Here is a 12,734-nt window from a genome sequence, read left to right as displayed (position 1 = left end):
GGATTGCGCGCAAGAGGGGGTTAGCCCTTTGCGCGCCCGGGATTAACGGGTTTGGCGCTTGATTGTAGTCGAGGTCATCGCGGTGGTGGTTGCAGGTACCGTTGACGATGCCGTTGCAGGTGTTGTTACAGGTGCCATTGCCAGCGCGCGTTTGGCTTCGATGAACGTCTTGGCCCAGTAGGCATCGTCGAGGCTGTCTACGCGGACACCGCCGCTGCGACGGCTGCTGGAGTGGATGAACTGGTCATCGCCCAGGTAAATGCCCGCGTGGCTGACACGACCGCGACCGGCAGTGCTGAAGAACAGCAGATCGCCCGGCTTGAGGTCGTTGCGTTTAACGAGAGGGGCATCGATATTGATCATTTCGCGGGAAGAACGCGGCAGGCTCATGCCCGCCTCTTCACGGAAGAGGTAACCGATGAAACCGCTGCAGTCGAAACCGGAGGTGGTCGACGTACCGCCGAAGCGATAGCGAGTGCCTATCAGGGATTTGCCGCGTTCAAGGATGCTGTCAGCCAGAACCGGCAGGCGGTACGGCTTGTTGTCGGCAAATTGAGCGAGTTCATCTTCGGTGGCGACTTCGTCATCCAGTACGGAAGATGCGTAGTCAGCGCGCTTGCTGGCGGATTGGGCGGTGGCAGAGTCCCGGAACTGGGGGCTTTGCGACTGCTGTTGCGACGTCGGCATCTGGGCCGCGCAGCCGAACAACAGCGTAACGAGTGCGAGAGGCACGAGGGGTGCGAAGCGGTTTAGCATGTGCACGACCGTGGCTGAAGTGTAAAGAAGCCGAGACTATGCCTTCAATCGTACCCATTTGCAAATTCAATCGAAACAAATGTGACTTACGATGTCGTCCATCACTTCTAAGGCTCTGCACCTCAGAAACGCATCCATGTGCGCGGAATGATCGGTCGGCGAAAGGTTTATCTCGGCAGTAAAGCCTCCCATCACCCGAGCGCGCAGCATAGGCTCATGAATGTACGGGAAGCTGGCGGTGGTTCCGATGCTGAGCACAGCGTCAAAGCCTTTTGCCATTTCTTTCTGAAGCACATTCAGTGCCAACTCCGGCAACACCTCTTCAAACAACACCACCGGCGGCCTCAAAACGCCACTACAGCGGGCGCACAGCGGTGGCAACGGTCGACTGAGGTGCTCGCTCAACAGCGGGTCTTCGGCGCCACAAGATTGACAGTACAGCGGTGCCAGCTGGCCATGGATCTCTATCAGCCGTTCCGGCGGACTGCCCGCCGCGCGATGATAGCCGTCGACATTTTGCGTCAACACCCAGCATTCAGGCTTGCGCCGCTGCAATTCGGCGATGGCGTAGTGCGCCGCATTGGGACGTCCACTCAGGCAAGCGCTGCCCAATTGTGCGATGTACTTCCAGCACAGGGCAGGATCACGACGCAGCATCGGCCCGGACAAGGCCATTTCGATGGGCAGGCCGTCGTCGGTCTCGCCGTTATACAGCCCGCCGACACCGCGATAGGTCGGCAAACCCGAATCCGCCGAAAGGCCGGCACCGGTGATGATCAAAATCCGCGTGGCGTGGCGCAAAGCCGCTGCGGTTTGCAGGACCAGGGCCGGATCGAGCACGGGTGCGCTTACCAACCGAGGGTTTCTTTTAGAAAGGGAATGGTCAGCTTGCGCTGGGCCTGCAGCGACGCTTGATCGAGTTGCTCAAGCAGGTCGAACAGCGCGCTCATGCTGCGCTTGCCGCGGGTGAGGATGAAATGCCCGACTTCATCGGTCAGGTGCAGCCCCCGGCGCGACGCGCGCAATTGCAGGGCGCGGAGTTTTTCTTCGTCGGACAACAGGCGCATCTGGAACACCAGCGCCATGGTCAGCCGGGATTTCAGGTCCGCCAGTTTGACCGGCAGCTCCCGAGGTGAGCATGAAGCAGCGATCAGCAAGCGTCGGCCGCTGTCGCGCAGCCGGTTGAACAGATGAAACAACGCTTCTTCCCACTCAGGCTTGCCGGCCACCACTTGCAAGTCATCGAGACACACCAGTTCGTACTGCTCCAGATGATCGAACAAGCCGATGCCTTGATCGAGCAGCTCGGCCATCGGCAGGTAAACCGCTGGCTCACCCATCTGTTCGAATCGCAGGCAGGCGGCCTGCAACAGGTGCGTGCGCCCTACCCCGTTCTTGCCCCACAGATAAATGAGGCTTTCCGTCCAGCCGGCCTCGGCTTCGCACAGCCGCTCGACATAGCCGAGTGCAGCGGCATTGGCGCCTGGATAGTAATTGATGAAGGTGGCGTCATCACGCAGACGCACACTCAGGGGCAGCTGAACTGGTTTCATGCTGGCTGAACGGTTCGTGACGAACCGCCAAGGGGCCTCTGTGAAAAGTGTGCAAAGTCTATACCCGCAGGGCTGGCCGCACAATGCGGCAGACCGCCAGCAAAATCAAAGGCTTGCGCCGGTGACTGGTATGACGGGGGAATACGAGGAAAACCCGCCGGAAAGCTTCGTCCCCTGGACGCGGTCGGTCGGACGGTAGGAGCCGGCTTGCTGGCGAACGCGTCGTGTCAGGCAACACAATGCATATGATCGATCGGGTTCGCCAGCAAGCCGGCTCCTACAGAAGCAGTATCCATCGATTCACCATGGTCACTGCCCACTGCAGGAACGGGATCAGAGATCGGGGTCGTCCAGACCGCCGTAGATGTCCGAATCCTTGTACAGGTCATGAACATGGCGCACCAGGACCATGATCACCGCCGCCACCGGCAAAGCCAGCAGGATGCCGGTGAACCCGAACAGCTCGCCGCCTGCCAGGATCGCGAAGATCACCGCGACCGGGTGCAGGCCGATGCGATCACCTACCAGCAGCGGCGTCAGCACCATGCCTTCCAGCGCCTGACCGACCATGAACACCGCAACGATGCCCATCATCGGGTACAGATCGCCGCCGAACTGGAAGAAGCCCGCCAGAATCGCCGAGCCGATGCCGATGACGAAACCCATGTACGGCACGATGGCCGCCAGACCTGCGATGACACCGATCAACAGCCCCAGCTCCAGCCCGACCAGCATCAGCCCGGCGGCGTAGATCACACCCAACGCGACCATCACCAGCAACTGGCCGCGAATGAACGCGCCCAGCACTTCATGGCACTCGTCCGCCAGGGCGACGATCTTCTTCTCGCGGTGACGCGGCAACAGGCTGCGCACCTTGGCGGTCATCACGTCCCAGTCACGCAGCAGGTAGAAGCAGACCACCGGGATCAGCACCAGGTTGGTCAGCCAGCCGATCAGCGCCAGGGTCGAAGTGGTGGCCTGGGACAGGACGATGCCGACGATGTCGCCGGTCTGGCCCATGTGCTCCGAGATCGCCGCCTTGACCTTGTCGAACTTCCAGAACCCTTCTGCCAGACCCAGCTTGGCCTGCGCCCACGGCATGGCAGTGTGTTGCAGCCAGTCGAGGATCTGCGGCGCCAGTTCGTACAGGCGATAAAGCTGCTTGGCCAGCATCGGTACCAGCACCAAGAGCAAGCCCATGAAGATCAGGGTGAACAACAGGAATACCGTCACCACACTCATGGTGCGGGACATCTTCAGTTTTTCCAGCCGGTCTGCCAGCGGATCGCCCATGTACGCCAGCAGCAGCGCCACCAGAAACGGCGTCAGAATCGAATGCAGCAGCCAGACGAACAAACAGACCAGGACAACCCCGCCCAGCCAGAACCAACGACGCGTATCAGTCATTACTGCCTCTTTCCCCAGGATGATGTGCTTCGTGCAACGTCGTTATGAACCTGTTCACCAACGGAAGTGCAATGCGCTGTCAGAAACAGCGGGCGGCTGCGGTGCTGCCGGCGTGCCGTCCGCAGCAACGGGCGCGGGGTTGACCGGCGCGCTGGCGATTTCACTGGCTGGCACTTCCTGCAATTTCGCCAGCGCGAGCTGCGAACGCAACTGATCGGGGCTGCCGCTGACGTCGAAAGCGATGCGATCACCGTCGGCTGATTTCAGGCGACCACCGAAAGGTTCGAGCAGGTGCAGCAGCTGCGCGTAACGCTCAAGATTCATGCCCTGCACATCCAGCACCATGCCCGTCGAGGCGCCCGGTTTGACCACGAAGCGCGGCGCCAGACGCTGACTCACCGCCAACAGCACCGCGTCGGCCAGTTCCGCCGAGCTGGCGCCGCTGGCACTGCCCTGCTCCATCTTGTCGCGCAGCCACAGGTGCCATTTGCCCTGCCACTGCCCGCCGTTTTCCTGGGCGTGAACCGCCAGAATCGCGTCCGAGCCGTAGCGTTCGGACGCTTCTTTGAGCGGGGCGACGTTGGTGCCGTCGAGGGTTTTGGCGTTGCCGATGCCTTGTTCGCCAAGGTCCGCCAGCGGCAGACGCAACGGCAGCCCGCGATGCTGAGCGGCGCGACGCAGAGGTTCGGCAGACGCTTGGCCATCGCCGACCAGATTGGCGCCGTCAGTCGCATCGTTCAGCCACCACGCCATGATGACCGGGCGATTGGAGCCCCACAACGACAGCCCCGCCTGACGCATCACGCGTTCGGTGCTCGCCGGGTCGAAATCGACCTGCAGGGTTTCGGGCGGGCCGGCGTCATAACCGTACTGGCTGATGATTTGCTGAGGGTCCTTGCGCACCTCGGCAAGGCCGCCGTTCTGCACGGCCTTGGGATCGCCGGTCAGGCGGATGACCAGGGTTTCCAGGGCGGCCTGGGTGGCGCGGGTTTTCTCGTCCGCGGTCTGACCGCTGACAGGTTCGCGCACCTGATAAAGATTGTTCACCGTCTCGGCGAGCGCCGGCAGACTCATCAATGAGAGGCAACCCACGAACAGGCAGTTTTTTAGGCGCATGAATGAAGGTGGACGCATGAAAGATTCCCACTGGGTAAAAAGGCAACGCTATAAATAGCTGCATGAACTGGAGTGACCCGACTCTGACCGCAGACGCGCCCGAATCGCTCACTCAGGCGCCAACGTTACACCGGATCCCTCCAGCGACGAACGGGTGCGGCGGTATAAACCGGGTTATTTTTTCTTCACCATCGTCCTGCCCGTCGGCCCAAGGATGGCCGCTTGCGCCCAACCCTGATAAAATCGCGCGCCTTCGCAGACCGGCGATGACAAGGCCCCGCGTCGTTGCCACTCGGTCGTTACCCCGAATCCCCCCCCTAAAGGCCTGGATCATGAGCAAGCAACCCTCCCTGAGCTACAAAGACGCCGGTGTAGACATCGACGCCGGTGAAGCGCTGGTCGAACGCATCAAGAGCGTCGCCAAGCGCACCAAGCGCCCGGAAGTGATGGGCGGCCTCGGGGGCTTCGGCGCTCTGTGCGAAATCCCGGCCGGCTACAAGCAGCCTGTTCTGGTCAGCGGCACCGACGGCGTCGGCACCAAGCTGCGCCTGGCACTGAACCTGAACAAACACGACACCATCGGCATCGACCTGGTCGCCATGTGCGTCAACGATCTGGTGGTCTGCGGCGCTGAGCCGCTGTTCTTCCTCGACTACTACGCCACCGGCAAACTTAACGTCGACACCGCCGCTCAAGTGGTCACCGGCATCGGCGCGGGCTGCGAACTGGCCGGCTGCTCGCTGGTCGGCGGCGAAACCGCTGAAATGCCCGGCATGTACGAAGGCGAAGACTACGATCTGGCCGGTTTCTGCGTCGGCGTCGTGGAGAAAGCTGACATCATCGACGGCTCCAAGGTTGCCGCCGGTGACGCGCTGATCGCCCTGCCGTCTTCCGGTCCGCACTCCAACGGCTACTCGCTGATCCGCAAGATCATCGAAGTGTCGGGTGCAGACATCGACACCATCCAGCTCGACGGCAAGCCGCTGACCGAACTGCTGATGGCGCCGACCCGCATTTACGTCAAGCAGTTGCTCAAGCTGATCAAAGACACCGGCGCGGTAAAAGCCATGGCCCACATCACCGGCGGTGGCCTGCTGGACAATATTCCTCGCGTGCTGCCTGAAGGCGCACAGGCCATCGTCGACGTGGCGAGCTGGACCCGTCCGGCGGTCTTCGACTGGCTGCAGGAAAAAGGCAACGTTGATGAGCATGAAATGCACCGCGTGCTGAACTGCGGCGTCGGCATGGTCATCTGTGTCGCCCAGGAGCACGTTGAAGTCTCCCTCAATACCCTGCGCGAAGCCGGCGAGCAGCCTTGGGTGATCGGCCAGATCGGCACCGCTGCCGAAGGCGCTGCACAAGTCGAGCTGAAGAACGTCAAGGCTCATTAATGCCTGACATGCCCCAACCCTGTGACGTGGTGGTGCTGCTGTCCGGCACCGGCGGTAACCTGCAGGCGATGATCGACAGCTTTCAGGACAGCGCGGGCCCTGCTCGCATCCGTGCGGTGATTTCCAACCGCGCCGATGCCTTCGGGCTCGAACGGGCCGCCCGCGCAGGGATCGACACCTGCGTGCTTGATCACACCGGCTACGAAGGTCGCGAGGCCTTCGACGCCGCGCTGATCAAGGCCATCGATTCGTTTCAGCCGTCGCTGGTGGTGCTCGCCGGATTCATGCGCATCCTCACGCCCGGGTTCGTGCGCCACTACCATGGCCGACTGCTGAACATTCACCCTTCCCTGCTTCCGCGGTATAAAGGCCTGCACACCCATCAACGCGTGCTGGACGCCGGCGACGCCGAACATGGCTGCAGCGTGCACTTTGTCACCGAGGAACTCGATGGGGGGCCTCTGGTCGTACAGGCAGTTGTTTCTGTAGAGTTGCACGACACGCCCGCCACGCTGGCACAGAGGGTTCACGCCCAGGAACACCTGATATATCCCCTGGCCATTCGCTGGTTCGCCGAAGGACGATTGACCCTCGACGAACACGGCGCCTCACTGGACGGCCAGCCCTTAGGGCCCAGCGGCCACTTGATCCGACATTAGGAGATATTATGCGTCGCGCTTTGCTCTTCGCTTTCGCCCTGTTCGCACTTCCCGCCGTCAACGCGGCCGACCTTCAACCTTTCTCCGCCAGCTACACCGCTGACTGGAAACAGTTGCCCATGAGCGGTGGCAGCGCCAGCCGCAGCCTCGAGAAGAACGCCAACGGCACCTGGACCCTGAGTTTCAAGGCCTCGATGATGATCGCCAGCCTGACCGAAGTCAGCACGATCAAAGTCGACAAGGACCAGCTGCTGCCACAGACCTACCACTTCGAACGTGGCGGCCTGGGCAAGAGCAAGACAGTCGATCTGGTGTTCGACTGGCCGACCAAGTTCATCACCGGTTCGGACCGTGGCAATGCAGTGAAAATCCCGCTGAATGCCGGTGTTCTCGACAAGTCCACCTACCAGCTCGCGCTGCAGCATGACGTGGCGGCAGGCAAGAAGAGCATGACGTATCAGGTGGTCGACGGTGACGAAGTCGACACCTACGACTTCCGCGTGCTGGGCACCGAGAAGGTAGACACTAAAGTCGGTTCGGTCGACGCCATCAAGGTCGAGCGCGTGCGTGATCCGACGCAGAACAAGCGCATCACCGTGATGTGGTTCGCCAAGGACTACGACTACCTGCTGGTTCGCCTGCAACAGGTCGAAACCGACGGCAAGGAATACAACATCATGCTGCAGGACGGCACGGTGAACGGTAAGTCGGTCAAGGGCAGTTAACTCAGCCAGCTGATTCACGCCTACATCGAACGCAACATCGAACCCCGCCTACATGGCGGGGTTTTTTTGGCCGTAAAACCAGTACTCCCAGGCGAGCATTGATCTGACGGACCTCATTCACCTGGTTGCTGGCGCTTCGCGCCAGATCGCGGGCAAGCGCGCTCCTACATTTAAACTGCGGCGTGGCGAGGCTGCTGCCACACCTCGAACGTCGTAGGAGCGTGGCTTGTCCCGCGATCGGCTGCACAGCAGTCGTAAATCTGGCAACCCGACTTTGTCTGATGAACCGCGTTTCCCCGGGCTTGCTGGCGCTTCGCGCCAGATCGCGGGCAAGCGCGCTCCTACATTTGAACTGCGGCGTGGCGAGGCTGCTGCCACACCTCGAACGTCGTAGGAGCGTGGCTTGTCCCGCGATCGGCTGCACAGCAGTCGTAAATCTGGCAACCCGACTTTGTCTGATGAACCGCGTTTCCCCGGGCTTGCTGGCGCTTCGCGCCAGATCGCGGGCAAGCGCGCTCCTACATTTGAACTGCGGCGTGGCGAGGTTTTGTGCCGACCAACAAGCGCGCTGGCTGCGAACGACAAAATGAAACATTCTTCATGGCCTTCAACCGAGTGTGACAAAGCGCCGCACACCCTTCGAATACAAGCATTTAGCGCACTGTTACGGATTCGGTAAATAACTGTTGCCAGATGTACACATTTACTTAGCCGGCTACCAAAAACTATAAAGAAGACCTGCGACGTCCTGCCGCAGATATCCAAGAGTCAGGAGTTTGCACTATGACCGTAACTGTTACTGAACGCGACGACGCCCATATCTCCCACGAAACCATCGCCGATGGCATCCAGATCTGGGATGTTCGCCAGCAAGACCAATTGGTAGGGATGTTTCATTACGAATCGGACGCACAGCGTTACGCAGCAGAGCTTGCCGAGCAAGAAGCCAAGCAGCAGGCCAGTCATTCTTAATTTCGGAATCGCAGCAAAACAAAACCCGCCTCTTGGCGGGTTTTGTTGTGTGTGGGTCCGGCTCTGTCGCCGATGGCCAATCGTGTAGGCCGGTTGCGAACCTTTGTAGGAGCCGGCTTGCTGGCGAACGCAGCGTGTGAGTCTCCATCGAGGGCGGCTGGCACAACGGGTTCGCCAGCAAGCCGGCTCCTACAGACGCGGCGTCGTATCAGTCACATCGAGATGCCCATCAGAACCGCTTCGCCAGCTAGGGCTACAGGAGGTAGAGAGCCACCAACGGCTGTTACCACATCAGATCATCCGGGATTTTGTACGCGGCGTACGGATCGTCGCCATCCGGCTCTTCGGTCGGGGCGCTGAGCATGACGATGCGGCGCGGGTCGCGCTCCTGCACTTTGAGGGCGGCTTCTCGGGGGATCACCTCGTAGGTTCCGCCGTGGTGCACGATGGCCAGCGCGCCGCTGCTGAGTTTGCTGCGCATCAGGGTGTTGACCGACAGGCGCTTGACCTTCTTGTCGTCGACGAAGTTGTAGTAGTCCTCGGTGGTCAGCTTTGGCAGGCGCGTGGCTTCGATCAGTTGCTTGACCTGGGCGGCACGGGCTTTCTGCTCGATCTTTTCCTGCTGCTGACGATTCAATTCCTGGTCACGCTTGGCTTTCTCGGCCATCGCTTCCTGGGCCGCGCGCTGGCTGGTGTCGTCCGCCACGGCCTGGCCCTTGTGCACCAGGCGCTGCTCCTTCTGCTTGCTCTTGCTGGCCTGCTTGGCCTGCTTCTCATTGACCAGGCCGGCTTTCAGCAACTGGTCACGAAGGGAAATACCCGCCATCTGTCTTCTCTCTCTAAATAGTCAACTCAACCGCAGTTGGGCGTGATCTTTTCCTGACGCTTGGCTTCGCCCCAGAGCGCATCCATCTCTTCGAGGCTGCAATCTTCGATGGGCCGCCGGGTATCGCGCAAGGCCTGTTCGATAAATCTGAAGCGCCGCTCGAATTTGGCATTGGCGGCGCGCAGGGCATCTTCCGGATCGACCTTGAGGTGCCGGGCCAGATTGACGGCGGCAAACAGCAGATCGCCTACCTCTTCGGTGATGGCTGCGCTGTCGTTGTCGGCCATGGCTTCAAGGACTTCGTCGAGTTCTTCACGCACGTTGTCGACCACCGGCAACGCGTCCGGCCAGTCGAACCCGACCTGTGACGCACGCTTTTGCAACTTCGCCGCCCGCGACAACGCCGGCAGTACATTTGGCACGTCGTCGAGCAGGGATAGCTGCTCGGGCGCGCTGGCCTTTTCCGCGCGCTCCTCGGCCTTGATCTGTTCCCAGCGATGCTTGACCTGATCTTCACTGAGACGCGGGGTTTCCAGCGGTGCGTACAGATCGCCGGTCGGGAACACATGGGGATGACGACGAATCAGTTTGCGGGTGATGCCGTCGACCACGCCGTCGAACTCGAACCGCCCTTCTTCCCGCGCCAGCTGGCAGTAATACACCACTTGAAACAGCAGATCGCCGAGCTCACCGCGCAGGTCATCGAAGTCTCCGCGCTCAATGGCGTCGGCCACTTCATAGGCTTCTTCGAGGGTGTGCGGCACGATGCTCGCGTAATGCTGCTTCACGTCCCACGGGCAACCGAATTGCGGATCGCGCAGACGGGCCATGAGCGTGAGGAGGTCTTGGAGGTTGTACATGGGGGTCTCTCTTCGTTCGCAGCGGTAAGCTACAAGCCACAAGCTTCAAGTTATCCGCGTACGGCTTGTAGCTTGTAGCTTGCAGCCACGCCTCACGGCGTTCTGTTACGCCGCGTTTCGATGATGTTCGGCAGTTGCGAGATGCGCCCCAGCAGCCGTCCCAGCGCGTCCAGGCCCGGGATCTCGATGGTCAGCGACATCAGCGCGGTGTTGTCTTCCTTGTTCGAGCGGGTGTTGACCGCCAGGACGTTGATGCGCTCGTTGAGCAATATCTGCGAGACGTCGCGCAGCAGGCCGGACCGGTCGTAGGCGCGGATGATGATGTCCACCGGGTAGGTGAGCACCGGCACCGGGCCCCAGCTGACCTGGATGATCCGCTCGGGTTCGCGCCCGCCCAGTTGCAGCACCGAGGCGCAGTCCTGACGGTGGATGCTCACGCCGCGGCCCTGGGTGATATAACCGACGATGGCGTCGCCCGGCAGCGGCTGGCAGCAGCCGGCCATCTGCGTCATCAGGTTGCCGACGCCCTGGATCTGAATATCCCCGCGCTTGCCCGGCTTGTAGCCCGTGGCCTTGCGCGGAATCAGCTCCAGTTGCTCGTTGCCCCGCTCCGGCTCGACCAGTTGCTGAGCCAGATTGACCAGCTGCGCAATGCGCAGGTCGCCGGCACCGAGGGCTGCGAACATGTCTTCGGCGATCTTCATGTTGGCCTTCTCGGCCAACTTGTCGAAATCCACCTGGGGCAGCGCCAGACGCGCCAACTCGCGCTCCAGCAGCACCTTGCCGGCGGCGACGTTCTGGTCGCGCGCCTGCAGCTTGAACCAATGCACGATCTTCGCCCGCGCCCGGGAAGTGGTGATGTAACCCAGGTTCGAGTTCAGCCAGTCGCGGCTCGGTGTGCCGTGCTTGCTGGTGATGATCTCGACCTGCTCGCCGGTCTGCAGGCTGTAGTTGAGCGGCACGATGCGCCCGTTGATCTTGGCGCCACGGCAGTTGTGGCCGATCTCGGTGTGCACGCGATAGGCGAAGTCCAGCGGCGTCGCGCCCTTGGGCAGGTCGATCGCGTGGCCGTCCGGGGTGAACACGTAGACGCGGTCGGGTTCGATGTCGACGCGCAGCTGTTCCGCCAGCCCGCCGATGTCGCCCAGTTCTTCATGCCACTCGAGGACCTGACGCAGCCAGGAGATTTTCTCTTCGTAGTGATTGGAGCCGGATTTGACGTCGGTGCCCTTGTACTTCCAGTGCGCGCAGACGCCCAGTTCGGCTTCTTCGTGCATGGCGTGGGTGCGGATCTGCACTTCCAGCACCTTGCCTTCCGGACCGATCACCGCTGTGTGCAGCGAGCGATAGCCGTTTTCCTTGGGGTTGGCGATGTAGTCGTCGAACTCCTTGGGAATGTGCCGCCACAGGGTGTGGACGATGCCAAGCGCGGTATAGCAATCGCGCATCTCCGGCACCAGCACGCGAACGGCGCGAACGTCGTAGATCTGGCTGAACTCCAGGCCTTTACGCTGCATCTTTCGCCAGATCGAGTAAATGTGCTTGGCCCGGCCGCTGATGTCGGCCTTGACGCCGGTGGCCAACAGCTCGTTCGACAGCTGCGACATCACGTCGGTGATAAAGCGCTCGCGGTCGAGGCGACGCTCGTGCAGCAGCTTGGCGATCTGCTTGTACTGCTCGGGCTCCAGGTAGCGGAAGGACAAGTCCTCCAGCTCCCATTTAATGTGACCGATGCCCAGCCGGTGGGCCAGCGGCGCGTAGATGTCGAAGACTTCCCGGGCGACGCGGTTGCGCTTTTCATCGTCGGTGTTTTTCACCGCGCGGATGGCGCAGGTCCGTTCCGCCAGCTTGATCAGCGCGACGCGCACGTCGTCGACCATGGCCACCAGCATCTTGCGCAGGTTTTCGACCTGGGCCTGAGTGCCGAGCACCAGCGACTGGCGCGGACTGAGACTGGCGCTGATCGCCGCCATGCGCAGCACGCCGTCGATAAGTTTGGTCACGGTGGGGCCGAAGCGCTGATTGACGTCGGGCAGCGAGATCTTGCCTTCGCGCACGCCGCGGTAAATCACGCCGGCGACGAGTGAGTCCTGGTCGAGCTTGAGGTCGGCCAGGATTTCAGCAATTTCCAGGCCCGTCTGAAAACTCGACGTGCCCTCCGCCCAGAGGTTTTTGGCGGCGTTGTCCTGTTGCTCGGCGTGCCGGGCAAATTCACAGGCCTCTTTCAAGGCCTGTCGGTCCACTGCGAGGTCGACGCTGACCACGTGATCCAGCCACGCGTCGAGGTTGATACTGCCGTCTGTGTTGATCGGCTGGTGTGGTCTCACCTGTACCATGTTGCTTACCTTCCCTACGGCGCGATGAAATGCGCCATCAGTCGCCGGCCTTCTTGAGCGCGTGCGCCTTGCGGGCCATGCAAGGTCGTTTACGCGCGGGCCAGTCGGATTAAACGAGACTCCGTGTAAGGCA

General features: G+C 61.4%; 12 protein-coding genes. 4 read left to right on the top strand and 8 right to left on the bottom strand.

Annotated features, from left to right (window positions below; all coding sequences use genetic code 11):
• Nucleotides 1–42: 42 nt before the first annotated feature.
• From OKW98_RS08865 to OKW98_RS08845, 5 genes are all read right to left on the bottom strand, one after another.
• Nucleotides 43–756, bottom strand: a complete 714-nt coding sequence (locus tag OKW98_RS08865) for a C40 family peptidase (RefSeq protein WP_265388823.1) — start codon at nucleotides 754–756, stop codon at nucleotides 43–45.
• Nucleotides 757–822: 66 nt separating this feature from the next.
• Complete coding sequence (locus OKW98_RS08860; protein WP_265388822.1) at nucleotides 823–1,596, bottom strand: NAD-dependent deacylase; 774 nt, start codon at nucleotides 1,594–1,596, stop codon at nucleotides 823–825.
• Nucleotides 1,597–1,604: 8 nt separating this feature from the next.
• Entirely contained in the window at nucleotides 1,605–2,309 is a 705-nt protein-coding gene (gene hda, locus OKW98_RS08855; protein WP_133776345.1) for a DnaA regulatory inactivator Hda, read from the bottom strand.
• A gap of 333 nt (nucleotides 2,310–2,642) precedes the next feature.
• Nucleotides 2,643–3,716: an AI-2E family transporter gene (locus OKW98_RS08850; protein WP_265388821.1), complete on the bottom strand. Its 1,074-nt coding sequence runs from the start codon at nucleotides 3,714–3,716 to the stop codon at nucleotides 2,643–2,645.
• A 54-nt stretch (nucleotides 3,717–3,770) separates the two neighbouring features.
• The gene (locus OKW98_RS08845) at nucleotides 3,771–4,832 is read right to left on the bottom strand and encodes a DUF2066 domain-containing protein (protein WP_265389685.1); all 1,062 of its coding nucleotides are present in this window, start codon (nucleotides 4,830–4,832) and stop codon (nucleotides 3,771–3,773) included.
• A 332-nt stretch (nucleotides 4,833–5,164) separates the two neighbouring features.
• On the opposite strand from OKW98_RS08845, the gene purM reads away from it, so the two are divergent.
• The 4 genes from purM to OKW98_RS08825 all read left to right on the top strand — a co-directional run bounded on the left by purM (nucleotide 5,165) and on the right by OKW98_RS08825 (nucleotide 8,579).
• On the top strand, nucleotides 5,165–6,223 hold the full coding sequence (gene purM / locus OKW98_RS08840) for a phosphoribosylformylglycinamidine cyclo-ligase (RefSeq protein ID WP_265388820.1): 1,059 nt from the start codon (nucleotides 5,165–5,167) through the stop codon (nucleotides 6,221–6,223).
• A gap of 8 nt (nucleotides 6,224–6,231) precedes the next feature.
• Nucleotides 6,232–6,882, top strand: a complete 651-nt coding sequence (gene purN / locus OKW98_RS08835) for a phosphoribosylglycinamide formyltransferase (RefSeq protein WP_265389684.1) — start codon at nucleotides 6,232–6,234, stop codon at nucleotides 6,880–6,882.
• A gap of 8 nt (nucleotides 6,883–6,890) precedes the next feature.
• Complete coding sequence (locus tag OKW98_RS08830) at nucleotides 6,891–7,607, top strand: DUF3108 domain-containing protein (RefSeq protein WP_265388819.1); 717 nt, start codon at nucleotides 6,891–6,893, stop codon at nucleotides 7,605–7,607.
• Between the two features lie 783 nt (nucleotides 7,608–8,390).
• On the top strand, nucleotides 8,391–8,579 hold the full coding sequence (locus OKW98_RS08825) for a hypothetical protein (protein ID WP_108120469.1): 189 nt from the start codon (nucleotides 8,391–8,393) through the stop codon (nucleotides 8,577–8,579).
• A gap of 283 nt (nucleotides 8,580–8,862) precedes the next feature.
• On the opposite strand, the gene OKW98_RS08820 is transcribed toward OKW98_RS08825, so the two are convergent.
• The 3 genes from OKW98_RS08820 to relA form a co-directional block, all read right to left on the bottom strand.
• Nucleotides 8,863–9,405, bottom strand: coding sequence for a DUF2058 domain-containing protein (locus tag OKW98_RS08820; protein ID WP_265388818.1), 543 nt, complete (start codon nucleotides 9,403–9,405; stop codon nucleotides 8,863–8,865).
• Between the two features lie 26 nt (nucleotides 9,406–9,431).
• Nucleotides 9,432–10,265 (bottom strand): nucleoside triphosphate pyrophosphohydrolase, encoded by an 834-nt coding sequence (gene mazG, locus OKW98_RS08815; RefSeq protein WP_265388817.1) that lies wholly within the window; start codon nucleotides 10,263–10,265, stop codon nucleotides 9,432–9,434.
• A 92-nt stretch (nucleotides 10,266–10,357) separates the two neighbouring features.
• Complete coding sequence (relA, locus tag OKW98_RS08810; RefSeq protein ID WP_265388816.1) at nucleotides 10,358–12,601, bottom strand: GTP diphosphokinase; 2,244 nt, start codon at nucleotides 12,599–12,601, stop codon at nucleotides 10,358–10,360.
• Nucleotides 12,602–12,734 lie beyond the last annotated feature (133 nt).

The sequence above is a fragment of the Pseudomonas sp. KU26590 genome, from assembly GCF_026153515.1.
Taxonomy (GTDB): domain Bacteria; phylum Pseudomonadota; class Gammaproteobacteria; order Pseudomonadales; family Pseudomonadaceae; genus Aquipseudomonas.
This window is presented reverse-complemented; position numbering and strand designations above follow the sequence as displayed.

Excerpts from the sequence above, each read along its gene's own strand:
- OKW98_RS08850 (WP_265388821.1), bottom strand. The coding sequence starts at position 3,716 with ATGACTGATACGCGTCGTTGGTTCTGGCTGGGCGGGGTTGTCCTGGTC.
- OKW98_RS08865 (WP_265388823.1), bottom strand. The coding sequence starts at position 756 with ATGCTAAACCGCTTCGCACCCCTCGTGCCTCTCGCACTCGTTACGCTG.
- hda (WP_133776345.1), bottom strand. The coding sequence starts at position 2,309 with ATGAAACCAGTTCAGCTGCCCCTGAGTGTGCGTCTGCGTGATGACGCC.
- OKW98_RS08820 (WP_265388818.1), bottom strand. The coding sequence starts at position 9,405 with ATGGCGGGTATTTCCCTTCGTGACCAGTTGCTGAAAGCCGGCCTGGTC.
- purM (WP_265388820.1), top strand. The coding sequence starts at position 5,165 with ATGAGCAAGCAACCCTCCCTGAGCTACAAAGACGCCGGTGTAGACATC.
- OKW98_RS08845 (WP_265389685.1), bottom strand. The coding sequence starts at position 4,832 with ATGCGCCTAAAAAACTGCCTGTTCGTGGGTTGCCTCTCATTGATGAGT.
- OKW98_RS08825 (WP_108120469.1), top strand. The coding sequence starts at position 8,391 with ATGACCGTAACTGTTACTGAACGCGACGACGCCCATATCTCCCACGAA.
- OKW98_RS08830 (WP_265388819.1), top strand. The coding sequence starts at position 6,891 with ATGCGTCGCGCTTTGCTCTTCGCTTTCGCCCTGTTCGCACTTCCCGCC.
- mazG (WP_265388817.1), bottom strand. The coding sequence starts at position 10,265 with ATGTACAACCTCCAAGACCTCCTCACGCTCATGGCCCGTCTGCGCGAT.
- purN (WP_265389684.1), top strand. The coding sequence starts at position 6,232 with ATGCCCCAACCCTGTGACGTGGTGGTGCTGCTGTCCGGCACCGGCGGT.
- relA (WP_265388816.1), bottom strand. The coding sequence starts at position 12,601 with ATGGTACAGGTGAGACCACACCAGCCGATCAACACAGACGGCAGTATC.